Source organism: Nonomuraea glycinis (assembly GCF_014646515.1).
In the GTDB taxonomy this organism is placed as follows: domain Bacteria; phylum Actinomycetota; class Actinomycetes; order Streptosporangiales; family Streptosporangiaceae; genus Nonomuraea; species Nonomuraea glycinis.
Genome location: NZ_BMNK01000019.1, coordinates 163668 through 188709 on the forward strand (window position 1 = coordinate 163668; position 25042 = coordinate 188709).

Consider the following 25042-nt stretch of genomic DNA (forward strand, 5'->3'; position numbering starts at 1 on the left):
CAGGAGTGAGCACGGCAGGCGTCCAGGGGACGCCTGCCGTGGTCGTCAGGAGAGCGTGACCTTCTTGATGATGATCGGGTTCTTCGGGGCGCTGGAGCCGCCGTCGCCGGTGATGTCGGCGTCGTTGACGATCACGCCCTCCTCGGCGACCTTGTCGATGAGCTCCAGGCCCGAGCTGACCATGCCGAGCACCGAGTAAGCCGGGTCGATCTGGGTGTTCTCGTCCGACATGGAGATGGCGAACTGGCTGCTGTTCTGCCCGGACGCGTCGGCCGCCTGGGTCAGGAACACCACGCCGCGCGCGTAGGGGACGATGCCGAGGGCTTCGTCAGGGAAGACGTAGCCGGCCGTGCCCTGGCCGTCCGTGGGGTTCTTGCCGTCGGCCTTGGCCTTCGGGTCGCCGCACTGCAACAGGTACAGCCCCGACGTCTCCGGCTTCGCCAGGCGGTGGCACTTGGTGTTGTCGAAGAACTTCTTCTTGGCCAGGAAGGCCATCGAGTTCACCGAACACGGGGAGACCGCCGGGTCGACGTCGATGACGATGTCACCATGGTTGGTGGCGATGGTCATCTTCTTCAGCTTCAGGTTGGGCTTCTTGGGCGGCATGCCGACGTACTTCATCGGCACGTCCGAGGTGTCCCGCTTGTACGTGCAGGTCACCGGGCCGGTCTTCGTGGGCGTCGGCGTTGCCGTCGCCGGCACCGGAGCCGATGGTGTGGCGGAGGCCGAGGTCTCGGCGGCTACGGGGGTCTTGGCCGGCCCGCCGCCGGCCATCGCGGTGACGGCGAAGATCCCGCCTGCCACCACCGCCACGGCCACACCCGCGCCGATGAAGGTGTTACGCCTCGCTTTGGCGGCCTGTTCGGCGGCGCGCTGCGCCTGCCGCTCCTTGTGCTCCCGCGCCAACTCGCTCTGGCGGTCGTCGTCGCCGCTCACCGGTATGTCCTCCATCTTTGCCTACACATGACCCGAACAACACGGGAATGCTACCGGCCCGGAAATGTGCTGCATGTAAGTCACGCAAAGTAACTATTGCGGGGCAACTGGTCGGAAACCATAAGCTTCGGGGTGCATAGTTCAAATTGAAACTAAGGAGCCCCGATATGTTCCATGAGGTCCTCGGCCTGCCGGTCCATGCACTTGTCGTCCACTTTGCGGTGGTTCTAACCCCTTTGCTGGTCGGCGTCGCCGTAGCGTACGCCCTCGTGCCCCGCTGGCGCGCAGCCACGGCGTGGGCGGTGGTCCTGCTCGCCCTGGCCACGGTCGTGGCCGTCTTCGCCTCCTGGGCGAGCGGCCCCAAGCTGCTGGAGGCTCGCTTCGCCACCGCCGAGGGCGCCATGGCCGACGGCCTCGCCGCCCACGCCTCCTTCGCCACCCCGCTGCTGCTGTCGGTCCTCGGGCTCGGCGCCATCTCGCTGGTCCTGGTGTACGTCTCCCGCGGCGACCGCTTCGGCAAGTCCGGCACGATGGTGCTGTCCGGGGCGACCGTGGTGCTGGCGCTGGCCGCCGCCTACTTCGTCTTCCGCACCGGCGACTCCGGAGCAAGAGCCGTTTGGGGGTAGCCTCGCGTTGTGGAGAGTTTGTTCGATGCGGCGGCCGAGGACGCCACACCGCAGCCGCTGGCCGTGCGCATGCGCCCCCGCACGCTCGACGAGGTGATCGGCCAACGGCACCTGCTCGGCCCCGGCACCCCGCTGCGCCGGCTGGTCGAGAGCGAGGCGCCGATGTCGCTCTTCCTGTGGGGGCCGCCCGGCACCGGCAAGACGACGCTCGCCTACGTGGTGTCCAACGTGACCAAGCGCCGCTTCGTCGAGATCTCCGCCGTCTCGGCGGGCGTCAAGGACGTCCGGGCCGCCATCGACAACGCCCGGCGCGAGCTCGGCATGAGCGGCCGCCAGACCGTCCTCTTCGTCGACGAGGTCCACCGCTTCAACAAGGCCCAGCAGGACGCCCTGCTGCCCGCGGTCGAGAACCGCTGGGTCACCTTCATCGGCGCCACGACTGAAAACCCGTTCTTCTCCGTCATCTCGCCGCTGCTGTCCCGCTCGCTGCTGCTCACGCTGGAGTCGCTGACCGACGACGACATCGGCGCCGTCCTGCGGCGCGCGGTGTCGGACGAGCGCGGGCTCGGCGGGCGCGGCACGCTCGCCCCCGAGGCCCTGGACCACCTCGTCCGGCTGGCCGGCGGCGACGCCCGCCGATCGCTGACCTACCTGGAGGCGGCGGCCCTGCTCGCCGACGACATCACGGTCGAGGTGGTGGAGAAGGCCGTCGACAAGGCGGCCGTCCGCTACGACCGGCAGGGCGACCAGCACTACGACGTGATCAGCGCCTTCATCAAGTCGATGCGCGGCTCCGACGCCGACGCCGCCCTGCACTACCTCGCCCGCATGATCGAGGCCGGCGAGGACCCGCGCTTCATCGCCCGCCGCATCGTGATCTTCGCCTCCGAGGACGTCGGCCTGGCCGACCCCACCTGCCTGCAGACCGCGGTCGCCGCGGCTCAGGCGGTGCAGCTCATCGGCCTGCCCGAGGGCCAGATCAACCTCGCGCACGCCGTCATCCACTGCGCGCTGGCCCCCAAGTCCAACGCCGTCGTCAAGGCCATCGGGGCGGCCGTCGGCGACGTGCGCCGCGGCCTCATCGGCCAGGTCCCCGGCCACCTGCGCGACGGCCACTACCCGGGGGCGGCCAAGCTCGGCCACGGAGACGGCTACAAATACCCGCACGACTTCGACCACGGCCTGGTGCGCCAGGACTACGCCCCCGAGCAGGTCCGCGACCGGCGCTACTACGAGCCCACCACACACGGGGCGGAGGGGCCGGTCGCCGAGCGCTGGGCCAAGATCCGCGACTTTCTCCGAGGCGCCTGACCCCTGCCGGAAGGAGACGGGCTTCGCGGTGGGATGCCGAGTTTGCGGCGGCCTCACCGACCTTGTCGCCGGGACGCGATAGGGTCTTGCCGTTCCGGCCCAGCGTACGAGGGAGATGAGCGGATGCTTACCGCTGGAGAGGTCGCCGGTCTGATCGCCGCCACGGGCTGGACGGTCCTGGTCTGCGTTCTCGTCATGGTGCTCGTCAAGCTCGCCAGGCTGCTCAACGAGACCACCAAGGCGGTCTCCGAGCTCAACGCACGCCTGACGCCGCTGCTCGACGACATGAGCGTCACGGTCAACGAGACCAACAGACGACTCGTCGCGGTGGAGGCCATCGCGCGGGACGTCAAGCAGGTCAGCGGGCACGCCGCCAAGCTCAGCGCCGTGACGCAGACCATCTTCACCGGGCCGCTGATCAAGGTGTCCGCCCTCGGGCACGGCGTGCGCCGGGCCATCGAGGCCCGCAGGCCGCGCAGGGCGGGGCGGCGATGATCAGGCGACTGTTCTACATGTTGCTCGGCGCGTTCCTCGCCGTGTGGGTGATGCGCAGGCTGCAGGCCCTGCATCCGGCCCATGTGGCCCGCAGGACCGTCGGCGGTGCCGCGGACATGCTCACGCAGGTGAGAGACTTTACTTCGGACGCGCTCGGCGAGGCCGCCGGCCGCGAAACCGAGTTGCGGGCCCACTTCGGCCTGGGCAACGCTGAAACCAACGACTAAAGCAAAGGATGGCCACCATGGAGTCGGCAGAGATCGCGCGCCGCTTCCTGCGCTTCTTCGAGGAGCGTGGGCACAAGATCGTGCCCTCGGCCAGCCTGATCGCTGAGGACCCAACGCTTCTCCTGGTCAACGCGGGTATGGTGCCGTTCAAGCCGTACTTTCTGGGGCAGCGTAAGCCTCCGGGGTCACGGCTGGCCACCGCGCAGAAGTGCGTGCGCACCCCCGACATCGAAGAGGTCGGCAAGACCACCCGGCACGCCACCTTCTTCCAGATGCTCGGCAACTTCTCCTTCGGCGACTACTTCAAGGCCGAGGTGATCCCGTTCGCCTGGGAGTTGCTCACCAGGTCCGAGTCCGACGGCGGCTTCGGCTTCCCCGAGGACCGGCTCTGGGCGACGGTCTACCTGGAGGACGACGAGGGCTACGACATCTGGCGCAACAAGGTCGGCCTGCCCGCCGACCGGATCCAGCGGCGCGGCCTGGAGGACAACTACTGGCACATGGGCGTGCCGGGTCCCGGCGGCCCCTGCTCGGAGATCTACTACGACCGCGGCCCCGAGTACGGCCGTGAGGGCGGGCCGATCGCCGACGAGGACCGCTACCTCGAGGTCTGGAACCTCGTCTTCATGCAATACCAGCTCAGCCAGGTGCGCTCCAAGGTCGACTTCGACATCGCCGGCGACCTGCCGAGCAAGAACATCGACACCGGCATGGGCCTGGAGCGCATGGCGGCGATCCTGCAGGGCGTCGACAACATCTACGAGATCGACACCACCTACAAGATCCTCGACAAGGCGGCGGAGCTCACCAGGACCCGCTACGGCCAGGACCCGCGCACCGACGTCAACCTGCGCGTCATCGCCGACCACGTCCGCACCGGCACCATGCTGGTCGCCGACGGCGTCATGCCCGGCAACGAGGGCCGCGGCTACGTCCTGCGCCGCATCCTGCGCCGCTCGGTGCGCAACCTGCGCCTGCTCGGCTCCGGCGACGAGCGCCACATGCACACGCTGACCGACGTCGCGATCGGCGTGATGGCCGAGCAGTATCCCGAGCTCAAGGCCGACGCGCCGCAGATCCACGGGGTCATCGACGCCGAGGAGGCGTCCTTCCTCGGCACGCTCCGCACCGGCACCGCGATCTTCGACGTGGCCGTCGAGGAGACCAAGCGCAAGTCCGCCGCCACGCTGTCGGGCGCCCAGGCGTTCCAGCTGCACGACACCTACGGCTTCCCGATCGACCTCACCCTGGAGATGGCGGCCGAGCAGGGGCTCAAGGTCGACGAAGAGGGCTTCCGCCGCCTGATGAAGGAGCAGCGGGAGCGGGCGAAGGCCGACTCCGCGGCCAAGAAGACCGGCAACGCCGACATCTCGGTCTTCGGGCAGCTTCTGGAGCAGGCGGGCAAGGTCGAGTTCCTCGGCTACGACGAGATCGAGTCCGACACCAGCGTGATCGGCCTCCTGGTCGACGGGGTGTCGGTCCCGGCCGCGGGCGCGGGCAGCACGGTCGAGGTCGTGCTCGGCCGCACCCCCTTCTACGCCGAGGGCGGCGGCCAGCTCGCCGACCAGGGCGTGATCCGCACCGGCGGCGCCGAGGTGGAGATCGTCGACGTGCAGACGCCGCTCGCCGGCCTGGTCGTGCACCGCGGCAAGGTCCGCAGCGGCGAGATCAAGGTCGGCGACGAGGCGCGCGCGGAGATCGACCTGGAGCGCCGGCGCGCGATCTCGCGCAGCCACAGCGCCACCCACCTGGTCCACCGTGGCTTCAAGAACGCGCTGGGCGAGTCGGCGGCGCAGGCGGGCTCGGAGAACTCACCCGGCCGCTTCCGCTTCGACTTCACCGCGGCGGGCGCGGTCCCGCCGAGCGTGCTGCGTGACGTCGAGGACGAGGTCAACGCGGTCCTCATCAACGACCTCAAGGTCAACGCCTTCTACACCTCGCAGGCGGAGGCCAGGGCGATGGGCGCGCTGGCGATGTTCGGCGAGAAGTACGGCGACGAGGTCCGCGTGGTCGAGATCGGCGACTACTCCCGCGAGCTCTGCGGCGGCACCCACGTGCACAGCTCCGGCCAGCTCGGCCTGGTCAAGGTGCTCGGCGAGCAGTCGGTCGGCGCGGGCGTGCGCCGGGTCGAGGCGCTGGTCGGCATCGACGCCTTCCGCTTCCTGGCGCGCGAGAGCCTGCTGGTGGCGCAGCTCACCGAGCAGCTCAAGGCGCGCCGCGAGGAGCTGCCCGAGCGCATCGAGGGCATCGTGACCCGGCTGCGCGCCGCCGAGAAGGATCTCGACAAGCTTCGCTCGGCGCAGGTGCTCCAGGTGGCGGGCGAGCTCGCCGCGCAGGCCCGTGACCTCGCCGGAGTCGCCGCCGTGACACACCGCGCGCCTGATGGCACCAGCGCCGACGACCTGCGTAAGCTCGCGCTTGACGTGCGTGGCAGGTTCCCGGCCGACCGACCGGCGATGATCGTGATCGCCGGTGTCCCCTCCGACCGGCCCGTGGTCGTTGCCGCGGTGAACGAGGCGGGGCGCGAGCGGGGGCTCAAGGCCGGGAGACTGGTCGGCGTCGCCGCCAAGGCGCTGGGGGGTGGCGGTGGCGGCAAGGACGACGTCGCGCAGGGCGGCGGGACCCGCCCGGAGGCGATCGACGACGCGTTGCGGCAGGTCGAGCAGGCCGTCACGGAGCAGCTCGGCTGATATGAGGTTCGGTGCACGCCTCGGCGTCGACGTCGGGTCCGTACGCATCGGCGTGGCGCGCAGCGACCCTTCGGGGATGCTGGCCACGCCGGTGGAGACGGTCCGGCGCGGCCAGGGTGACCTTGACCGCATCGCCGCGATCGCCGTGGAGCACGAGGCGATCGAGGTGGTGGTGGGGCTGCCCACGTCGCTGTCCGGCAGGGAGGGGCGGGCCGCGGAGCTGGCGCGCGAGTTCGCCACCCTCCTCGCCGGCCGGCTCCCGGCCACGCCGGTCCGGCTGTTCGACGAGCGGCTCACCACCGTGGCCGCCCAGCAGGGCCTGCGGGCCAGCGGGGTGCGGGCCAAGAAACAGCGCGGCGTCATCGACCAGGCGGCCGCGGTGGTGCTGCTGCAGGACGCACTCGACGCCGAACGTGCCACGGACCGGCCACCGGGCAGGCCTGTCGACCCGCCTTCCGCGGCGGCCGACGGCCCTGCCTCATGACCGGCTGCTCCCCCTGCTCCACTCAGCCCGCGCGGCGCCGGTCGAGGGCGCTCGCGCTGGGGCTGACCGCCTCGGTGCTCGCCCTGGGCGCCGGCGGCCACGCGGTGCTCAAGCCGCGCCTGTATCCCGATGACTTCGACGGCGGCGGTGGCGAGCCGGTGACGGTGCGGATCGCGCCCGGCGCGACCGCCGCCGACGTGGCCTCCACGCTGGCCGGAGCCGGGGTGGTGGCCAGCGTGGGCTCCTTCGTCAACGTGGCCGAGCAGCGCTCGATGGCGTCCTGGCTCAGGCCCGGCCACTACCGGCTGCGCCGGGGCATGGCCGCAGCGGCGGCGCTCGACCTGCTGCTCGCCCCCGGATCACGCGTCGTGCGGCGGGTGACCGTACCTGAAGGCCTGCGGGTGGAGGAGACGCTGCGGCGGGTCGCCGCGCAGTCCGGTCTGCCGCTGAATGAGCTGCGTGCGGTCGATCCCGCCCTGGTGGAGACGCCGGCGTACGCCGCGGGGCTGGAGGGGTTCCTGTTTCCGGCGACGTACGAGGTGGAGCCCGCGGCCAGGGGCGTGGACGTGCTGGCCGCGATGGTGGAGCGGTTCGGCGTCACCGCCCGGCAGCTACGGCTGCGGCAGCGGGCGGCGCGGGTGCATCTGACGCCGCTGGAGGCCGTCACGGTGGCGAGCATCGTCCAGGTCGAGGCCTGCGCGGTGCCGGACTATCCGAAGATCGCTAGAGTGATCTACAACCGGCTCCGGCGGGGCCTGCCGCTCCGGCTGGGCAGCACTCTCGCTTACGCCCAGGACGGCCGGACCGTCAGCGTCACGCGGAGTGACTCGCCATACGACACGTTCACCCGCAAGGGACTGCCGCCGGGGCCCATCGCCAATCCGGGAGAGAAGGCACTGATGGCGGCGCTGTACCCGGCGAGGGGTGATTGGCGCTGGTTCGTTACGACGGATCCGCTGCATAGAATCACCAAATTCACCAACAAAGAGAGCGAGTTCGTGAGATACCGGAAAGAGTTGAACGAGAACCTCGGGACGAACTGATGCTCATCGGTCCGCTTACCGCCACGCGGGAGATCGCCGCCGACTCTGTGCGGCACTTCCGACCCGGGACACACACGCTCTTTCCGTCCTCTAGCATGGCTACCCACAGTGACTTCCGCCGGTCGTCATGCCGCGTCCGGCGCAGCCCCCTCGTCCGCTCGGTGCCCCCCCACCGCCCGGTGTATCCAATCGACGCCGGGTTCGCTGTACCGGGAGATTGGCCAGCTCAGCTATGAACGATCTCGACATGGACTTTCTCCTCGGCGCCGAGGACGACGACGGCCGGGGCGGACGCCGCAGCAGAGGCTCCGGCAAGCGCGGCAACGGCCGCAGGCGGCGCAGGCGCCGTAACCGGGGCGGCCTTCTCGCCCCGCTGCTGGCCTTCCTCATCCTGGCCGGCATCATCGGCGGCGGCGGCTACTACGGCTACCGGTGGGCGAACGACGCTCTCGTGCCCGACGACTACACCGGCAAGGGCACGGAGGAGATCGTCTTCGAGGTCAAGGACGGCCAGATCGCCTCGGACGTGGCCCAGGAGCTGGAGCGGCAGGGGGTCGTGGCCAGCGCCAGAGCCTTCACCAACGCCATCGGCAACGCCGGCAAGAGCGACGCGCTCCAGCCCGGCACGTACAAGGTGCGCAAGAAGATGCCGGCCGCCGACGTGGTGAAGCTGCTCCTCGACCCGAAGCAGCAGGTGCTCATGAAGGTGCGGCTCGCGGAGGGCCTGCGGCTGTCCGAGATCTACACCAAGCTCGCCGAGCAGACCGGCCTGGACCGCAAGAAGTTCGAGGCCGCGGCCAAGAACGTCGACAACCTCGACCTGCCCGCCTACGCCAAGGGCAAGCTCGAGGGCTACGCCTTCCCCGCGACGTACGACTTCCCGCCCAAGGCCACGGCCGGCGATGTGCTGGCACGGATGGTGCAGCGCTTCCACCAGGCGGCGGAGAAGGCCGATCTGGTGGGCGGAGCCAAGAGCCTCGGCCACACGCCGCACGAGATCGTCACCATCGCCAGCATCATCCAGGCCGAGGCCGGGCGGCACGAGGACATGCCCAAGATCGCCCGGGTCATCTACAACCGGCTCAACCGCGAGCCGCCGATGACGCTGTCGATGGACAGCACGGTGATGTACGCGTGGAAGCGCTTCCGGACCTCGGCCACGCACGCCGAGCTGGAGATCAAGTCCCCGTACAACACGTACAAGAACTACGGCCTGCCGCCCGGCCCGATCACCAATCCCGGCGATCACGCGATCGAGGCGGCACTGAACCCGGCCAAGGGGAGCTGGCTCTTCTTCGTGGCGACGGACCCGAAGAGCAAGGTCACCGAGTTCGCCACCACCGACGCGGAGTTCCAGGTCTTGGAGGCCAAGCTCCGCCGCAACGGAGGCTGAGCCGGATGCGTGCCGCGGTGATGGGGTCCCCGATCGGTCATTCCCTCTCGCCCTTCCTGCACCGGGCGGCCTACCGGGAGATGGGGCTGACCGGCTGGAGCTACGCGTCGTTCGAGTGCGACGAGGAGCGGCTGCCCGGGATGCTGCACGAGCTGCGCCCGGTGCGGGGTGCGGGGCCGGACGCGGCGGGCACGTGGGCGGGGCTGTCGCTCACCATGCCGCTCAAGCGGGCCGTGCTGCCCCTGCTCGACACCGTCTCGGAGCTGGCCGTCGAGGTGGGCGGCGCCAACACGGTGGTGTTCGCGGACGGGGCCGCGCACGGTGAGAACACCGACGTGTACGGCATCGAGCGGGCGCTGGCGGAGGCCGGGGTGACCGCGCCGCGGTCGGCGACCGTGCTGGGCGGCGGGGCGACGGCCGGCTCGGCGCTGGCGGCGCTGCGTGACCTGGGGCTGTTCGCCGTGACGCTGGTGGTGCGCGATCCGGCCCGGGCGGGGGAGACGGCGGAGGTGGCCGAGAGGCTCGGCGTGGCGCTGTCGGTGCGGACGTTCGACAAGCTCGACGCGCTCACGAACGTCGATCTGGTGGTGTCCACGCTGCCCGGTGGGGCGGCGGACGGGTACGCGGGCCTGCTGGCGGGGGTTCCCGCGCTCTTCGACGTGGTCTACTCGCCCTGGCCGACCAGCGCGGCGGTGGCCGTAGGAGCTGCGGGCGGCACCGTGGTCGGCGGGTTCGAGATGCTGCTGCACCAGGCGGTGCGGCAGGTGGAGCTGATGACGGGCCGGGCGGACGTGCCGGTGCAGGCCATGCGCGCCGCCGGTGAGGCGGAGATCCTCAGGCGGGCCAGTCGAACGGGTTGATCATCTTGACGTCGAGCCCGGCGAAGTCCTTCACGTTGCGTGTCACCAGGATCCACCCCTGCGTGCGGGCGGTGGCGGCGATGAGGCCGTCGACGGCCGGAAGCGGACGTTTTGCGTGCATCCGCCCCCATTCCTCGGCCACGGACGTGGTGACGGGCAGAATCCGGGTCCTGAACTCCTGCAGGAGATGATCCAGCCAGGACTCGTAGCCGAAGGCCTGCGCCGGATCGCGACGGCGCAGCAGCTCCACGCCTTTGCGGATCTCACCGAAGACCATGACGCTCAGGTACAGGTTGGGTCCGGTGATGGTGTCGAGCCATGCCTGGAGGTTCGGGTCTCTGGTGCGCTTGGTCATCTCCGAGACGACGCTGGTGTCGAGAACGTAGCTCACCAGTCATCTCCGAGGTCGATCTCCCGCATCGTGCTCTGGTCCCGGGTGAGGTCGAGCTCGCTGAGATCAGGACCGTTGAGCAGGAACTCCTTGAAGTCGGGCTCTCCGCCCTTCAGCCGGCGGTACTCATCCATGTCGATGATCACCGCCACGTCCTGACCGTGCCGGGTGACGATCTGCGGGCCCTCGTCGTGGGCGCGGCGGACGACCTCGCTGAAGCGCTGCTTGGCCTCTTGGAGCTGCCACTTGGTGGCTTCCACCTGATGTACGGACATATGATCTCCTTCTGACTATTCTGGACAGAATTCTAGTGCACGGACTCTGGCCAGCGGGGATGATTCGAGGAAGTGTCGTGGTTGTGGTAACGTAGCTCTCTGATCGGTCCGGCATCACTGCTGGACGCGCAAGCGGAGGTCTCCCTCCCACCTGAGTCGCCGAGAGGCGGCCGGGTAACGGATCACGCCGGACTCTTCCGGGGAGCTTAAGGCCGCAATGCCGAAGAGCTCAGTGGCCCCGCATGCGCGACGTGCGGGGCTTTTCGCGTTCTGCGAAAGCTCTCCGGCACGACGAGCACGTAGGGATCGCAAACCTAGGAGGCCCCATCAGCACTGAGCCCCGCATCAACGAGCGTATCCGAGTTCCCGAGGTTCGCCTTGTGGGCCCGAACGGTGAGCAGGTGGGCATCGTGTCGATTCACGATGCGCTGAAGCTCGCCCAGGAAGCCGACCTTGACCTCGTCGAGGTCGCGGCGACGGCTCGACCGCCCGTGTGCAAGCTCATGGACTACGGCAAATTCAAGTACGAGTCCGCGATGAAGGCGCGCGAGGCGCGCAAGAATCAAGCGCACACGATCATCAAGGAGATCAAGCTCCGGCCGAAGATCGACCCGCACGACTACGAGACCAAGAAGGGTCACGTGGTGCGGTTCCTCAAGGCGGGGGACAAGGTCAAAGTCACGATCATGTTCCGTGGTCGTGAGCAGTCCCGCCCGGAGCTCGGCTTCCGGCTCCTGCAGCGGCTGGCCGAGGACGTCCAGGAGCTCGGGTTCGTCGAATCCCAGCCCAAGCAGGACGGCCGAAACATGATCATGGTGATCGGTCCGCACAAGAAGAAGGCTGAGGCCAAGGCCGAGAAGGCCGCGGCCAAGGCACAGGGTGGCAGCGACGAGGAGCCTTCCCCACAGGAAGCGTGACCTGCCGTCGGGGTTAGCCTTACTGGGCACCCCGAGCAGCCACCGCCCGACGAAGACGCCGCGACCGGGTCGGCCAGCACCGACCCGGCCCCCGGCACGACCGAATTGAGGAGAGACGGCGACATGCCGAAGATGAAGACGCACAGCGGTGCGAAGAAGCGGTTCCGGCTTACCGGCTCCGGCAAGGTCATGCGCCGCCGCGCCAGCCGCGCGCACTACAACGAGTGGAAGTCGTCCACGCTGACGCGCCGTCTCAAGAACGAGGTCGTCCTTTCGGACGCCGACTCCAAGAAGATCAAGAAACTGCTCGCCAAGTAACGCGAACCCCCGGGGAGAAGAATCATGGCACGCGTGAAGCGGGCGCTCAACGCCAAGAAGAAGCGCAAGGTCGTTCTCGAGCGGGCAAGCGGTTACCGTGGCCAGCGGTCGCGGCTCTACCGCAAGGCCAAGGAGCAGATGCTCCACTCGATGACCTACGCCTACAGGGACCGCAAGGACCGTAAGGGCGCCTTCCGCCGTCTGTGGATCCAGCGGATCAACGCCGCTGCCCGCCAGAACGGCATGACCTACAACCGCCTGATCCAGGGCCTTCGACTGGCCAACATCGAGGTGGACCGTAAGATCCTGGCCGACCTCGCGGTCAACGACAGCCAGACCTTCGCCACGCTCGTCGAGGCCGCCAAGAAGGCGCTGCCGGCGGACGTGAACGCGCCGGCCGCGAGCTGAGCCGTTCGACAGGCCCGGCCGGGCTTGTGAGTCGAAGGGCCCACCGTTCCGGTGGGCCCTTCGGCATGTTGCAGGGCAGGCGTGCGGCACTCCGTACGCGCGAGCAGGGGGAGAGATGGCCGGAACCGAGCTGACGAACGTGCGGTCACCGCGGGTGAAGGCGGCGCGCAGGCTCACCAAGCGCGCCTACCGGGAGCAGGACCGCAAGTTCCTCGCCGAGGGCCCGCAGGCGGTGCGCGAGGCGCTCAAGCTCGACGGCGTGACGCTGGAGCTGTTCGCCACCGCCGAGGCCGAGCTGCGCCACCCCGAGCTCGTCACCGAGGCCACGCTCCAGGGCGTGCCCGTCCACCGCGCCAGTGGCGAGGTCATGGCCCAGCTGTCCCAGACCGTCACCCCGCAGGGGCTGCTGGCCGTCTGCCGGCTGGTGCACGTGGCGCTCGACGACGCCCTGCCCGCCGAGCCGCGCCTGGTCGCCGTGCTGGCGCACGTGCGCGACCCGGGCAACGCGGGCACCGTGATGCGCGCCGCCGACGCCGCCGGGGCCGACGCCGTCATCTTCACCGACGCCTCGGTCGACCCGTACAACGGCAAGTGTGTACGGGCCAGCGCGGGCAGCCTCTTCCACCTGCCCGTGGTGATCGGCGCACCGGTGGCGCGGGCGGTGAGCCTGCTGCGGGAGCGCGGGCTGCGGGTGCTCGCCGCGGACGGCGCGGGCAAGCACACCCTCGACGACGTGGATCTTTCCGGACCCACCGCGTGGATCTTCGGCAACGAGGCGTGGGGGCTCCCCGAGGAGGTGCTCGGACAGGCCGACGAGGTGGTCCGCGTGCCCATCTACGGCCGGGCCGAAAGCCTCAACCTGGCGACCGCCGCGGCGGTCTGCCTTTACTCCTCCGCAAGGGCTCAGCGAGTGTCCTAGGCGGCGGGAAACCCGCTATTGTCGGCCTTGTAGGCGGAGGAGGCTAGGTCGTGCACGGCGAGGACACCGACGGGCGAGTAGTGGCCGCCGCGTACACGATGGCCATCGACGACCTTCCCGACGGCCTCATCATGACCGACCGGTTCGGCCGGGTGCTCGCCGTCAATCGCGCCGCCGCCCGGCTCACCAAGGTGCCCGTGGAGCGCGCCGTCGGCAGGGACATGAACGAGGTGTTCCCGCTGCGCGACAACGACGGCCGCGAATGGTGGAAGGCCCTCGATCCCGAGGGCGGCCTGCGTACCCGGACCAGGGTGCCGGAGCGGCCGCTGCACCTGCCGGGCGGGCAGGAGCTCTACGTCGCGGCCAGGCTGGTGCGTGAGCCCGAGCGGTGCGGCGACGTCGAGCGGGTGGTGATCACCCTGCGCGACGGCGGCGCCCGCGCCCGGCTGGAGCGCAGCCGCGCCGACCTGGTCTCCACGGTCGCCCACGAGCTGCGCTCCCCGCTGACCAGCGTCAAGGGCTTCACCGCGACGCTGCTGGCGAAGTGGACCCGCTTCACCGACGAGCAGAAGCGCGTCATGCTCGAGACCGTCAACAACGACGCCGACCGCGTCACCCGGCTCATCACCGAGCTGCTCGACGTCTCCCGGATCGAGTCCGGCCGGATGCAGGTGCACCGGCAGGTCGTCGACGTGCCGGCCAGGGTTCGGCGGATCGTCGCGGGCCGGGTCGCGGCGGGTGAGCAGGAGACGCGGTTCCACCTGATCGTGGGCGACAATCTCCCCGAGATGTGGCTCGACCAGGACAAGATTGACCAGATCCTCGCTAATCTGATGGAAAATGCGGTGCGCCATGGGCGCGGCACTGTGACGATAGAGATCGAATCCGTGGGATGGGGAGTTGCCGTGTCGGTGCGCGACCAGGGCGAGGGCGTCAAGCCCGAGTTGGCCCCGCGCGTCTTCAGGCAGTTCTGGCGGGGCAACAGCCGCAGGCGAGGCGGCACCGGCCTCGGTCTGTTCATCGTCAAGGGGCTGGTCGAAGCCCACGGCGGCACCATCATCGTGCAGCAGGCGCCTGAGGGCGGGGCGGAGTTCCGATTTACCATGCCCACCGGCACACCTGACTTCGCCTAGAGCAGGACCGGTGGGCGGGCCCCACTAGACTTTTCCGCTCAAGCCCTGAATACGGAGCTCACTCTTGTCTGACTACGACCCGGTCGAGGTCACACCCTTGCACGCCGACGAGGTGTCCCGCATGGAGGCCGACGCCCTGGCGGCGATCAAGACGGCCGACAGCCTCGACGCACTCAAGCAGGCCAGGCTGGCGCACGCCGGTGACCGCTCGCCCATCGCGCTGGCCAACCGCGAGATCGGCGCCCTGCCTCCGGCGGCCCGCGCCGAGGCGGGCAAGCGCGTCGGCGGCGCCCGCAAGGCCATCAACGAGGCGCTCGTCGCCCGGCAGGCCGAGCTGGAGGCCGAGCGCGACGCCCGCGTGCTCGTCGAGGAGGCCGTCGACGTCACCCAGCCCTGGGACCGGCGGCCCCGCGGCGCCCGCCACCCGCTGACCACCATGCAGGAGCGCATCGAGGACAGCTTCGTCGCGATGGGCTACGAGGTGGTCGAAGGCCCCGAGCTCGAAGCCGAATGGTTCAACTTCGAGGCGCTCAACATCGCCAAGGACCACCCGGCCCGCTCCGAGCACGACACCTTCTTCGTCGGCTCCGCGGACTCGGGCATGGTGCTGCGCACCCAGACCTCGCCGCTGCAGATCCGCGCGTTGCTGGAGCGGGGTGCCCCCTGCTACGCGATCGCGCCCGGCAAGACCTTCCGCACCGACGAGCTCGACGCCACCCACACCCCGGTCTTCCACCAGACCGAAGGGCTGGCCGTCGACAAGGGCCTGACGATGGCCCACCTCAAGGGCACGCTGGACCGGTTCGCCGAGGTCATGTTCGGCGAGGGCATCACCACCCGGTTCCGGCCCAACTACTTCCCGTTCACCGAGCCGTCGGCCGAGATGGACCTCAAGTGCTTCGTCTGCCGCGGCGCCTCGGCCGTGCCCGGCAACCCGCCCTGCCGCACCTGCAAGAGTGAGGGCTGGATCGAGTGGGGCGGCTGCGGCATGGTCAACCCGCGGGTGCTCGTCGCCTGCGGCATCGACCCGTCCGTCTACTCCGGGTTCGCGTTCGGCATGGGCATCGAGCGGACGCTGATGTTCCGCCACAACGCCGAGGACATGCGCGACATGATCGAGGGAGACGTGCGCTTCACGCTCCCGTTCGGAATGGAGATCTGATGAAGGTCCCGCTTTCCTGGCTGCGGGAGTGTGTCGATCTCCCGGCGGTCACGGCGCACGAGGTGGCCGACAAGCTCACCGCCGCAGGGCTCAAGCTGGAGTCCATCACCTCTCACGGCTACGACGTCAAGAACGTCGTGGTCGGCGAGGTGCTGGAGGTCGAGGAGCTGACCGGGTTCAAGAAGCCGATCCGGCACTGCAAGGTCGAGGTGGGCGAGGCGACGCCGCGTGAGATCGTCTGCGGCGCCGTCAACTTCGCCGTCGGCGACCGGGTGCCGGTCGTGCTCCCGGGCGGCGTGCTGCCCGGCGGGTTCGAGGTCGGCGCCCGTAAGACCTACGGCCGCATGTCCGAAGGCATGATCTGCTCCGAGCGCGAGCTCGGCCTGGGCGACAGCCACGACGGCATCATGGTGCTGCCGCCCGACACGCCCATCGGCGCCGACGTCGTCGAGCTGCTCGGCCTGCGCGACGACGTCATCGAGCTGGAGATCACCCCGGACATCGGCTACGCGCTGTCGATCCGGGGCGTCGCCCGCGAGGCCGCGACCGGCTTCGGCGTGCCGTTCCGCGACCCCGCCGACGTCGAGCTGCCCGAGCAGGCGGAGTCCTCGTGGCCCGCCTCGATCGCCGACCCGACCGCGTGCGACAGGTTCGTGCTGCGCCAGGTCAGCGGGTTCGACCCGGAGGCGCAGAGCCCGCTGTGGATGCGGGTGCGGCTGTCCCGGGCCGGCATGCGCCCGGTGTCGCTGGCCGTCGACATCACCAACTACCTGATGCTGGAGCTCGGCCAGCCGCTGCACGCCTTCGACACCGGCAAGCTGACCGGCGAGATCGTCGTACGCAGGGCGCGGCAGGGTGAGCGGCTGGAGACGCTCGACCACGTCGTACGCGACCTCGACCCCGACGACATCCTGATCACCGACGATTCGGGTCCGATCTCGATGGCCGGCACCATGGGCGGCCTGGAGACCGAGATCTCCGGCGGCTCGACCGACATCGTGATCGAGGCCGCGCACTTCTCGGCGACCGGCATCTCCCGCGAGTCACGCAGGCACAATCTGGTGTCGGAGGCGTCCAAGCGGTTCGAGCGGGGCGTCGACAGGGAGCTGCCGCTCGTCGCCTCGTGGCGGGCCGCGCAGCTGCTGGCCGAGCTGGGCGGCGCCACCGTGCACCCCGGTGTGACGCACGCCCAGGTGGACGTCACGCCGGCCCGCATCGCCATTCCGGCGAGCCACCCGGGCGACGTGGCCGGCATCCCCTACTCCAAGGAGACCGTCGTCCAGCGGCTGGAGCAGATCGGCTGCATCGTCGTCGACGGCGACGACCCCGCTGTGCGCCGCGGCGGTGTGGACCCGACCGGCGTCGTCACGGGCGGCGAGCTGGCCGCCAAGCTGGCCGTCACCGGCGACGACATGATCACGGTGACACCGCCGTCGTGGCGGCCGGACATCACCGACCCCAGCGACCTGGCCGAAGAGGTCATCCGGCTGGAGGGCTACGAGAACCTGCCCTCGGTGCTGCCCACGGCCCCCGCCGGCGCCGGGCTCACCGAAGGGCAGCGGCTGCACCGGCGGGTCGGCCGGGTGCTCGCCGAAGCCGGTTACGTCGAGGTGCTCGCCTACCCGTTCATCAGCGCCGACGACTTCGACCAGCTGCAGTTGCCCGCCGACGACGCGCGACGCCGCGCCATGCGGCTGTCCAACCCGCTGGCCGAGGACGAGCCGCTGATGCGTACGACGCTGCTGCCGGGGTTGCTCAAGACCCTGGTCCGCAACGTCGGGCGCGGCTTCGGCGACGTGGCGCTGTTCGAGACCGGAGCCGTCTACCGGCCGCGTGAGGGCGCCCCGGCGACCGCGCCGGTGCTCGGCGTCGAGGGCAGGCCGACGGCCGAGGAGCTGGCCTCGATCGAGGAGGCGCTGCCCGACCAGCCGATCCGGGTCGCGGTCGTGCTCGCCGGCGAGTTCGACCGCTCCGGCTGGTGGGGCGCCGGTCGGCAGGCCTCCTGGGCCGACGCGGTGCAGGCCGCGCGCCTGGTGGCGGGCGAGGCACGGCTGGACCTGTCGATCAGCGCCGACCAGCACGAGCCCTGGCACCCCGGCAGGTGCGCCGCCCTCTACGTCGGCGACACCCTCGTCGGCCACGCCGGCGAGCTCCACCCGCGCGTCGTCGAGGCTTACGGCCTGCCGCCGCGCACGGCCGCGATGGAGCTGGAGCTGACCCGCCTGCAGTCGGCCATGCCCGGCCCCGTCCAGGCGCCGGCCATCTCCGGTTACCCGGTGGCCACCCAGGACGTGGCCCTGCTCGTGCCCGACTTCACGCCGGTGGCCGACGTGGAGGCGGCGCTGCGTGACGGCGCGGGGGAGCTGCTGGAGTCCATCCGGCTGTTCGACGTCTACACGGGCGAGCAGGTGGGCCAGGGCAACAAGTCCCTGGCCTACACACTGCGCTTCCGGGCGCCGGACCGCACGCTGACGGCCGAGGAGACGACCGCCGCCCGCGACGCCGCCGTCGCCCTGGCGGCCGACCGCGTCGGAGCTCAGCTCCGGAGCGGCTGACACCCACGAAGAAAGGGCCGGTACGGATTCCGTACCGGCCCTTTCTTCGTGGCTCAGAGGCGGTCGATCTCGGAGAGGTCGAGCTCAATGTCGAACGGGACGGTGACCTTGAGGCGGTCGTGGTAGATGCCGGTGGGGACGTAGGTGGAGGTCGGCGGGTCGAGCTCGTGGACGTAGACCACGGGCCGGCCGGAGTCGCTCTCGACGCGCCAGAAGTGTGGGATCCCGGCCTCCGCGTAAAGCGCCGGCTTCCGGTGCCGGTCGCGCTCCTCGGATTCGGGAGACACGACTTCGATCGCGAGGACGACGTCCTTGGCCTCGTAGAAGGTCGCGTCGGCGTGAACGACGGCATTGGGCCCGAGCGCGATCAGGTCCGGCTCGGGACGTTGCCGGGGGCCGAGCTTGATGCTCATCTCACGGCGAATCCGAAACCCTTCCGGCGCCGCCTGGCACAGGCTGACCTGCAGCAGGTAAAGAGCCGAGGTATGGAAGTCTCGCTGTGGACTCACGAAGACCAAGCTTCCATCAATCAACTCTGTGTGCGCAGGCAAATCCGCAATGTGATCGAGGTCTTCCGCCACAAACCCTTGCGGGGGCGGGAACACCCAATCCGGTAGCGACGGTGGTGTCATCTCCAGGCTCACCGCTTCGGCCGTCATGGTCTTACGGTAGCAAGCTACCGCGTTCACTGCCTGTGAACGAGCCTGTACATGTTCGGCGCTTCCACGTGGGGCTGGCAGAATGCGGGTTCATGAGGCAGCTACTCGTGTTCGGCGAGCGGGACGATGCCGAGGAGGTCGCGGAGACGCTGGCCGAGTGGTTTCCCGGGCTCGGGGTGCCGAGGGTGGTCAGGGAGACGCTGGCGGGGGAGGACGACGCCGAGGACGCGCAGTGGCTGGTCGTGGCCGAAGGGCTGGACGAGGGCGCTCTGGCGAAGGTCGACGAGCTGGTGGCGCGGTATGACGGCTGGCGCGAGCAGGGCTGAGCCCGGACGTCGGAGCATGCCGGGACGGCACGCTCCGCCGCCGGAGGGCTGACAGGCTACTGGATGCGCTCGAACGGGGTCGGGGTCTGGCCGGTCCAGCGGTGGAGCCGGGAGTGGGCGGTCTGCTTGGTCACGCCGTCCTCGACGATCTTGCCGTCCTGCGTCACGTAGAAGCGGCCGTCGTCCAGCGACGCCAGGCCGTACTGGCCGCCGGACTCCCAGCCCCGGATGCCGGTCTCCGGGTGGTGCAGGCCTTCGGGGGAGAGCCGGAGAAGGTCACCCTGCTCCGGCTGCGGCTGACCCTTGACGGGGCCGCGGGTGGGGCGCGCGGAGCCGTCCACCGTGAAGAGGGAGTAGTTGGGGAACTTCGGCTTGACGCCCTTGTAGGCGGCCATGAGCCACTTGCCGGTGTAGCCGTCGTACTCCAGGTTCTGCACGCCGTAGGTGGTGTTGCCGGTGTAGACGAAATACTTGCCGTCGGGGCGGGCGGGGCCGGAGGTGTGCGGGGCGGCCTGGGTGAGAGGGCGCTCGAACGCGCGCCACTTGGTGATGTCGTACTGCAGCAGCACCTGGTGGTCGTTGTCCTGGCGGCCGGTGTTGGAGTAGACGCCGTAGGCGACGGTCAGCTTCTGCTTGCCGTGCCGCTTGCCGAACGACGGGCCGAAGGCGACGCCGTCGATGCCGCTGCAGCCGTAGCGGTGGTCCGGGGTGTTGCCGACGTTGCCGTCGAAGGTGCCGTCACCGTTCATGTCGGCGCTGTAGTCCGCCACGACCTCCTTGAGGTAGACGGCGGTCACCACGTTGGCGCTCTCGGCGTCCATGTCGAGGCTGGTGATCCGATCGACGTCGAAGATGGCGACGTAGAAGGCCTGCGCCTCCTTGTACTCCAGGGAGCCGTACACCCGCCCGTCCTTGGCGTTGAAGTCGAGGTCGCCGAGGTGGCCGGTGAAGCCGGTGACGGAGCCCACCGGGCGGCCCGCCAGGTCGGTCTTGACGAGCAGGTTGGTGAAGGAGAAGTACATGAACCCCTTCTTCTCGTCGACCGCGATCCCCTGAACGTGGCCCGACGTCCATGCTCCGCCGTACACCTCCGCGGGGAACTCCGGCTTGCCGGAGCCGTGAGCAGGGGTAGCGAAAAGGGCAGAAGCCATCAAAGCCGTAACAACCACGTGTGCAGCCCGCATGTGTTCTTCGCACGCCTTTCATCGATATAGGTGATAAATCAGGACATTAGAGTGCCCTATGGGACCCAGATCTGACTAGACCATGTCCGTGGAGCGAACTTCCGGGGTCAGCTGAGCGGCACGGCGGGCGCGCTCCGCCAGGGCGTGCTCGTCGGTACGCGCGTCGTAGTGGCGAAAGCGAGGCAGGGCGGCGCCCAGCGCGGCGACGGCGGCGACGCACAGCAGCCCGCCCGCCGCCAGCGAGAGCCGCGGCCCGCCGAGCGGCTCCATGAGCGACGCCCTGGTGTTGCCCAGCATCGGGCCGGTGGAGTAGGACAGCAGCTCGATGCCCGCCAGCCTGCCGCGCATCTCATCGGGGATCGTCTGATTCCACATGGTCATCCGGAAGATGCCGCTGACCATGTCGGCCGCGCCCGCCGCCGCCAGGCAGCCGAACATCACCCAGAAGTTCGGGATCGCGCCGGCCAGCGCGACCGCCACGCCCCACAGCATCGCCGCCACGAGCACGCCCAGGCCCTGCCGGTGCACGCGCGCGGTCCAGCCGCCGGTCAGCGAGGCCAGCAGGCCTCCCACGGCGCCCGCCGAATACAGCAGGCCGACGGCCTCCAGCGCGCCGTACCGTTCGGCCAGGCCGGGAAACAGGGAGGTCGACATGGCGAACACCATCGCGGCGATGTCGACGAGGTAGGTCCCGACCAGGTCCTTGCGGCCGACGGCATAGCGCATCCCCTCGGCCAGCGACCTGAGCGAGGCGGCGGCGGCATCCCGAGCCGGCGGCCTGGAGGAGATCCGCCAGAGCAGGAGGAGGGACAGCACGAAGCTGAGGGTGTCGAGCCCGTAGGCGAAGGCCGGGCCGAGCGTGGCCACCAGCAGTCCGCCCAGGGCGGGGGCGGCGATCGCGCCGAAGTTCCAGCGCAGACTCGTCAGCACCGCCGCCGCGCCGAGCTGGTCGTGCGCGACGACCTGCGGGATCAGCGACTCCATGCTGGGCCGCTGCAGGCAGCTGATGCCCGTCGCCAGCGCGCCGACCACGTACAGCACCCAGATCTGGGGGGCCGGCAGCATCGCGTTGACCATGAGCAGCGCCGAGGTGATCGTCAGCCCCAGCTCGCTCAGCAGGATGATCTTTCGGCGGTCCAGTGAGTCCGCGATCGCGCCACCCCACAGCCCGCAGGCCACCATGGGCACGAACTCCGCCAGGCTCATCAGCCCGACCGCCAGGTAGGAGCCGGTCAGCTCCCACATCTGGTAAGGCACCGCCACCATGGTGATGAACGTGCCGAACATGGTGACGACGCCCGAGGCCATCAACAGCCGGAACTCGCGCGAGTCGCGCAGCGGGCTCACGTCCAGCGCGAGGTGACCTGCCAGGGTTCTGATGCGACTGAGCACGGACGTCGATTGTCGGTCGCCCGTACCCGCCGCGCAAATGGTTTTCCGCCCGCGGACCTCCCGGCGTGCCGGGAGGTCCGCNNCCCCGCGGGCGGGATCCTCAGGCCGTGGGGACCTTGTCCAGGAAGCCCAGCACCTTGCTGATCCGGCCGTCCTCGGCCACCTCCACCACGTCGAACCCGACCACCACGGGCTCCTCGCCCGCCGGCCCCAGGTGCCAGGTGAAGCGGGCGATGCCGTGGTGGGCGTCGTGGACCTCGCCGGGAGTGAAGACGAAGCCGGGGAACATGCCCTGGGCGCCCTCGATCACGGCGGCGATCCCGGCGTGCCCGGCCACGTCGGCCAGCGGGTCGGTGTAGGTGGCGTCCTCGGTCCACACCTCGGCGACGACCTTGGCACGGGCGTCGGCGTCGGTCTCGTTCCAGGCGGCCAGGTAGCGCTCGATGAGGTTAGTCATGATTTTTCAGCCTTTCGAAGGAGGGGTACGGAAGTCAGCGGAGTCTGCGCAGGCCGACGATCTGGAGCTCGGCGAAGACCGCCACCACGAGCGCCTGGGCGATGGCCCAGACCGCGCCGATCGTGGTGAACTCCAGGAGCCCGGTGAGAACGGCGGCGACGCTGCCGAGCGCCCAGGCCAGGTTCAGCCCGATGACCGCCATGGTGGCCACCCGGCTGACGGTGCCGCGAGCGGCCAGCAGGCCGACCGCCACGGCGTACCCGAGCAGGAAGATCCCGAGCCCGCGCAGCACGCCGGCGCCGGGCCCGAGCAGATCGGTGAACGGACCGGCGCCGGCGAGGTAGGCCAGCCCGTTGACCCCCGTGACGGCGGCGTCGAGGGCCAGGACGAGGCGCAGGAACCTGGTGCGATCGGCGGTGGCAACGGTAAGAGCGGTCATCTCGCGTCTCCTTTGGGCGTTTTCCGACAACGCCAAGGTGCCACCGGAGGCATAGCCGCCGCGATTACGCGTGAGGTAATGCCGGGTGTCAAATCCCGTGGGAGGACCGGGCCTGCTCGCCGACCCACACGGCGATCTGCGCCCGGGAGTTGAAGCCCAGTTTGGTCAGGATGTGCTCGATGTGGCCTTCCGCGGTCCGCTGGGCGATCACCAGGGACGCCGCGATCTCCTTGTTCGTCATCCCCTGGGCGACGAGCCGGGCGATCTCGCTCTCCCGCCGGGTGAGCGGCGCGGGCTCCGCGGACTCCTCCTCCGCGGGCCTGTCCTCCTCCAGGCCGAAGGCGAGCGCCTCGTCGTAGGAGAGCCGGGCGCCCTGCCTCAGGGCGGTGGCGAAGGCCGTCTCGCCCAGCGCCTTACGTGTACGAGCCGCGCAGCCGTCGTGATAGTCCGCCATGAACCCGTAGCCGGACAGCGGCGCGCCGGCGGACCGCCATACCGTCAAGAGGCACCCCAGCAGCCGGGCCGCCCGCCGGTACCGCTTCTGGGTGGCGGCGGTCCACGCCAGCACCTCCAGGGCGACGCCGGCGCCGAGCGCGTCGCCGAGCGAGCGATTGAAGCGCAGGCTCTGCTTCTCCAGCTCGGTCGCGCGTCCGAGGTCCTCCTGCCGCCACGCCGCCACGCCCAGTGCCATCGAGCAGTACGCGCGGTGCCAGCCTTCGCCGTACGCGTCGCACACGGCCATGCACTCCTCGGCCAGGGTCTCGGCCAGCGAGAAGTTGCCGAGGCGGGAGTGGACGAGAGACAGCCGGATCAGCGACAGTGCCCGGCCGACCGGGTCCTGGGAGTCGGCATGCCTGGCCAGGGCGTCCTCGTACAGCTTGATCGCCGTTTCCGCGCGTCCGTCGGACATGGCGATCATGCCGGAGAAGAGGGCCGTGTAGCCGAGGATCGACTCGTCCCGCAGGCGCTCCCCGATGCTTCGGCTCTCGTCCAGCATCGAGGTGGCGGCCGGTGCGTCGGCCTGGAGGATGGCCAGCCAGGCGCCGGTCCACAGTGCGCGGGCGCGTATCTCGTCCGGCTCGGTGTAGGCGGCCAGCCCTTGGTCGAGCCAGCGCCGGCCCTCACCGAGGTAACAGCTCGTGATCCAGTGGTAGAGCAGGTCGGTGGCCATGTCGATGCCGGCCTCGGTCTCGCCGGTCTCGCCGAAGGAGTAGTCCAGCGCGGTGCGCAGGTTGGCGTTCTCCAGGTGGAGCCGGGTGAACCAGGACACCTGCGCGGGCCCGAACAGCTCCGAGCGCACCCGGGCGGCCAGGGCCTGGTAGTGGTCGCGATGCCGCCGCCGCAGCGTGCTCTCCTGGCCGGAGGCGGTGAGCCGGTCGCGACCGTACTGGCGGATCGTCTCCAGCATCCGGTACCGCACGTCCTGCTGGTGCTCCTCCCGGATCAGGATGGACTTGTCCACCAGGCCGATCACCAGGTCGACGACCTCCTCGCGGGCGATGTCCGAACCCGCGCACACCTCCTCGGCGCTCGACAGCCAGAAGCCGTCCGCGAACACGGCGGCGCGCTCCCACAGCAGCCGCTCCTGCTGCGAGCACAGCTCGTAGCTCCAGTCGATCAGCGCGCGCAGCGTCTGATGGCGGGGGAGCACGGCGGGCGACCCGGCGGTGAGCAGACGGAAGCGGTCGTCGAGCAGGTCGAGGATATGCTGGGCCGACAGCGCCCGTAGCCGGGCGGCCGCCAGCTCGATCGCGAGCGGCAGGCCGTCGACGTGGCGGCAGATGGCCGTCACCACGTCCCGGTTCTCCTCGGTGACGGCGAAGGTCGGCAGGATGGCGCGGGCCCGCTCGGCGAACAGCCGTACCGCGTCGTACCGCAGGAGCGCGTCGAGCGACTCGCGGGGCTCGCCGGTCGCGGGCAGCGGCAGCGGCGGCACGGTCAGCGTCTGCTCGCCGGCGATGCCCAGCGCCTGCCGGCCGGTGGCGAGGACCCGTACCCCCGGGGCGGCGCGCAGCAGTCTCTCCACGAGTACGGCGCACTCCTCGACGAGGTGCTCGCAGTTGTCCAGAATCAGCAGGGCCTGCTTGTCCCGCAGGTGGTCGGTGAGCACCCACAGGGGGTCGCGGGCCGAGGGGCCGCGGATCTCCAGAGCCTCGACCACGGTCTGGGCGAGCATCCCGGCGTCGTCCAGCGCGGCCAGCTCCACCAGCCACACGCCGTCCCTGAACGCGCGCGCAACCTCTTCGCCCACCCGCAGCGCCAGCCGGGTCTTGCCGGCCCCGCCCGCGCCGGTCAGCGTCACCGAGCGTGACTCACCCAGGGCCTTCCTGGCGGCGGCCACCTCGTGGCGGCGCCCCACGAAACTGGTCATCTCGGCAGGCAGCCTGTTCACCCGCCGCCGGCGGGTAGAGCTCGCTGTCACCGCAGTCATGGACGCCTTAA

At 70.1% G+C, this 25042-nt stretch carries 26 protein-coding genes; 17 read left to right on the plus strand and 9 right to left on the minus strand.

All coding sequences use genetic code 11. The features are described 5' to 3' along the window. Positions 1–45 precede the first annotated feature (45 nt). Positions 46–936, minus strand: coding sequence for a peptidylprolyl isomerase (locus IEY87_RS38265; RefSeq protein ID WP_189143736.1), 891 nt, complete (start codon positions 934–936; stop codon positions 46–48). A gap of 167 nt (positions 937–1103) precedes the next feature. Here IEY87_RS38265 and IEY87_RS38270 point away from each other — a divergent pair, with 167 nt between their 5' ends. The 9 genes from IEY87_RS38270 (at position 1104) to IEY87_RS38310 (ending at position 10065) form a co-directional block, all read left to right on the plus strand. After that, positions 1104–1562 carry a DUF2231 domain-containing protein gene (locus IEY87_RS38270; RefSeq protein WP_189143737.1) on the plus strand — a complete coding sequence of 153 codons (459 nt, stop codon included), beginning with the start codon at positions 1104–1106 and terminating at the stop codon, positions 1560–1562. A gap of 9 nt (positions 1563–1571) precedes the next feature. Then, positions 1572–2873 carry a replication-associated recombination protein A gene (locus tag IEY87_RS38275; protein ID WP_189143738.1) on the plus strand — a complete coding sequence of 434 codons (1302 nt, stop codon included), beginning with the start codon at positions 1572–1574 and terminating at the stop codon, positions 2871–2873. A 123-nt stretch (positions 2874–2996) separates the two neighbouring features. Beyond that, entirely contained in the window at positions 2997–3368 is a 372-nt protein-coding gene (locus IEY87_RS38280) for a DUF948 domain-containing protein (RefSeq protein ID WP_189143739.1), read from the plus strand. After that, complete coding sequence (locus IEY87_RS38285) at positions 3365–3595, plus strand: hypothetical protein (RefSeq protein ID WP_189143740.1); 231 nt, start codon at positions 3365–3367, stop codon at positions 3593–3595. The genes IEY87_RS38280 and IEY87_RS38285 overlap by 4 nt, the downstream gene beginning before the upstream one ends. A 17-nt stretch (positions 3596–3612) precedes the next feature. Further along, positions 3613–6285, plus strand: a complete 2673-nt coding sequence (gene alaS, locus IEY87_RS38290) for an alanine--tRNA ligase (protein ID WP_189143741.1) — start codon at positions 3613–3615, stop codon at positions 6283–6285. A 1-nt stretch (position 6286) separates the two neighbouring features. Beyond that, positions 6287–6769 carry a Holliday junction resolvase RuvX gene (gene ruvX / locus IEY87_RS38295; RefSeq protein WP_189143742.1) on the plus strand — a complete coding sequence of 161 codons (483 nt, stop codon included), beginning with the start codon at positions 6287–6289 and terminating at the stop codon, positions 6767–6769. Further along, positions 6766–7812 carry an endolytic transglycosylase MltG gene (gene mltG / locus IEY87_RS38300; protein ID WP_189143743.1) on the plus strand — a complete coding sequence of 349 codons (1047 nt, stop codon included), beginning with the start codon at positions 6766–6768 and terminating at the stop codon, positions 7810–7812. Before ruvX ends, mltG (IEY87_RS38300) begins: the two co-directional genes overlap by 4 nt. A gap of 247 nt (positions 7813–8059) precedes the next feature. Beyond that, the gene (mltG, locus tag IEY87_RS38305; RefSeq protein ID WP_225278010.1) at positions 8060–9205 is read left to right on the plus strand and encodes an endolytic transglycosylase MltG; all 1146 of its coding nucleotides are present in this window, start codon (positions 8060–8062) and stop codon (positions 9203–9205) included. A 5-nt stretch (positions 9206–9210) separates the two neighbouring features. Beyond that, positions 9211–10065, plus strand: a complete 855-nt coding sequence (locus tag IEY87_RS38310; RefSeq protein ID WP_189143745.1) for a shikimate dehydrogenase — start codon at positions 9211–9213, stop codon at positions 10063–10065. Here IEY87_RS38310 and IEY87_RS38315 read toward each other — a convergent pair. Both IEY87_RS38315 and IEY87_RS38320 read right to left on the minus strand, forming a co-directional pair. Beyond that, complete coding sequence (locus IEY87_RS38315; protein WP_189143746.1) at positions 10040–10456, minus strand: type II toxin-antitoxin system VapC family toxin; 417 nt, start codon at positions 10454–10456, stop codon at positions 10040–10042. The two genes, IEY87_RS38310 and IEY87_RS38315, sit on opposite strands and share 26 nt — an antisense overlap. Beyond that, positions 10453–10731: a type II toxin-antitoxin system Phd/YefM family antitoxin gene (locus IEY87_RS38320; RefSeq protein WP_189143747.1), complete on the minus strand. Its 279-nt coding sequence runs from the start codon at positions 10729–10731 to the stop codon at positions 10453–10455. Before IEY87_RS38320 ends, IEY87_RS38315 begins: the two co-directional genes overlap by 4 nt. A gap of 242 nt (positions 10732–10973) precedes the next feature. Here IEY87_RS38320 and infC point away from each other — a divergent pair, with 242 nt between their 5' ends. The 7 genes from infC to IEY87_RS38355 all read left to right on the plus strand — a co-directional run bounded on the left by infC (position 10974) and on the right by IEY87_RS38355 (position 18143). Then, positions 10974–11648 (plus strand): translation initiation factor IF-3, encoded by a 675-nt coding sequence (infC, locus tag IEY87_RS38325; RefSeq protein ID WP_225278011.1) that lies wholly within the window; start codon positions 10974–10976, stop codon positions 11646–11648. A 123-nt stretch (positions 11649–11771) separates the two neighbouring features. Continuing rightward, entirely contained in the window at positions 11772–11966 is a 195-nt protein-coding gene (gene rpmI, locus IEY87_RS38330; protein ID WP_049568545.1) for a 50S ribosomal protein L35, read from the plus strand. Between the two features lie 24 nt (positions 11967–11990). Continuing rightward, a complete protein-coding gene (rplT, locus tag IEY87_RS38335; protein WP_189143748.1) occupies positions 11991–12374 on the plus strand; it encodes a 50S ribosomal protein L20 in 384 nt (127 codons plus the stop codon). A 115-nt stretch (positions 12375–12489) separates the two neighbouring features. After that, a complete protein-coding gene (locus IEY87_RS38340; RefSeq protein ID WP_189143749.1) occupies positions 12490–13293 on the plus strand; it encodes a TrmH family RNA methyltransferase in 804 nt (267 codons plus the stop codon). 98 nt (positions 13294–13391) lie between these two features. Beyond that, complete coding sequence (locus tag IEY87_RS38345) at positions 13392–14426, plus strand: sensor histidine kinase (protein ID WP_189143788.1); 1035 nt, start codon at positions 13392–13394, stop codon at positions 14424–14426. Positions 14427–14547: 121 nt separating this feature from the next. Beyond that, the gene (gene pheS / locus IEY87_RS38350) at positions 14548–15588 is read left to right on the plus strand and encodes a phenylalanine--tRNA ligase subunit alpha (RefSeq protein WP_225278021.1); all 1041 of its coding nucleotides are present in this window, start codon (positions 14548–14550) and stop codon (positions 15586–15588) included. Continuing rightward, the gene (locus tag IEY87_RS38355) at positions 15588–18143 is read left to right on the plus strand and encodes a phenylalanine--tRNA ligase subunit beta (protein ID WP_189143751.1); all 2556 of its coding nucleotides are present in this window, start codon (positions 15588–15590) and stop codon (positions 18141–18143) included. The genes pheS and IEY87_RS38355 overlap by 1 nt, the downstream gene beginning before the upstream one ends. 53 nt (positions 18144–18196) lie before the next feature. On the opposite strand, the gene IEY87_RS38360 is transcribed toward IEY87_RS38355, so the two are convergent. Then, positions 18197–18802 (minus strand): Uma2 family endonuclease, encoded by a 606-nt coding sequence (locus IEY87_RS38360; RefSeq protein ID WP_225278012.1) that lies wholly within the window; start codon positions 18800–18802, stop codon positions 18197–18199. A gap of 92 nt (positions 18803–18894) precedes the next feature. Between IEY87_RS38360 and IEY87_RS38365 the strand changes: the two genes are divergently transcribed. Next, on the plus strand, positions 18895–19128 hold the full coding sequence (locus IEY87_RS38365) for a hypothetical protein (RefSeq protein ID WP_189143752.1): 234 nt from the start codon (positions 18895–18897) through the stop codon (positions 19126–19128). Between the two features lie 56 nt (positions 19129–19184). Here IEY87_RS38365 and IEY87_RS38370 read toward each other — a convergent pair whose 3' ends face one another. From IEY87_RS38370 to IEY87_RS38390, 5 genes are all read right to left on the minus strand, one after another. Then, positions 19185–20279 carry a hypothetical protein gene (locus IEY87_RS38370; protein ID WP_225278013.1) on the minus strand — a complete coding sequence of 365 codons (1095 nt, stop codon included), beginning with the start codon at positions 20277–20279 and terminating at the stop codon, positions 19185–19187. A 108-nt stretch (positions 20280–20387) separates the two neighbouring features. Next, positions 20388–21704, minus strand: coding sequence for an MFS transporter (locus IEY87_RS38375; RefSeq protein ID WP_225278014.1), 1317 nt, complete (start codon positions 21702–21704; stop codon positions 20388–20390). Positions 21705–21804: 100 nt separating this feature from the next. Continuing rightward, positions 21805–22161 (minus strand): nuclear transport factor 2 family protein, encoded by a 357-nt coding sequence (locus IEY87_RS38380; RefSeq protein WP_189143754.1) that lies wholly within the window; start codon positions 22159–22161, stop codon positions 21805–21807. A 34-nt stretch (positions 22162–22195) separates the two neighbouring features. Beyond that, positions 22196–22600, minus strand: coding sequence for a hypothetical protein (locus tag IEY87_RS38385; RefSeq protein ID WP_189143755.1), 405 nt, complete (start codon positions 22598–22600; stop codon positions 22196–22198). An 88-nt stretch (positions 22601–22688) separates the two neighbouring features. Continuing rightward, the gene (locus tag IEY87_RS38390) at positions 22689–24971 is read right to left on the minus strand and encodes an ATP-binding protein (protein ID WP_225278015.1); all 2283 of its coding nucleotides are present in this window, start codon (positions 24969–24971) and stop codon (positions 22689–22691) included. Positions 24972–25042: the final 71 nt, after the last annotated feature.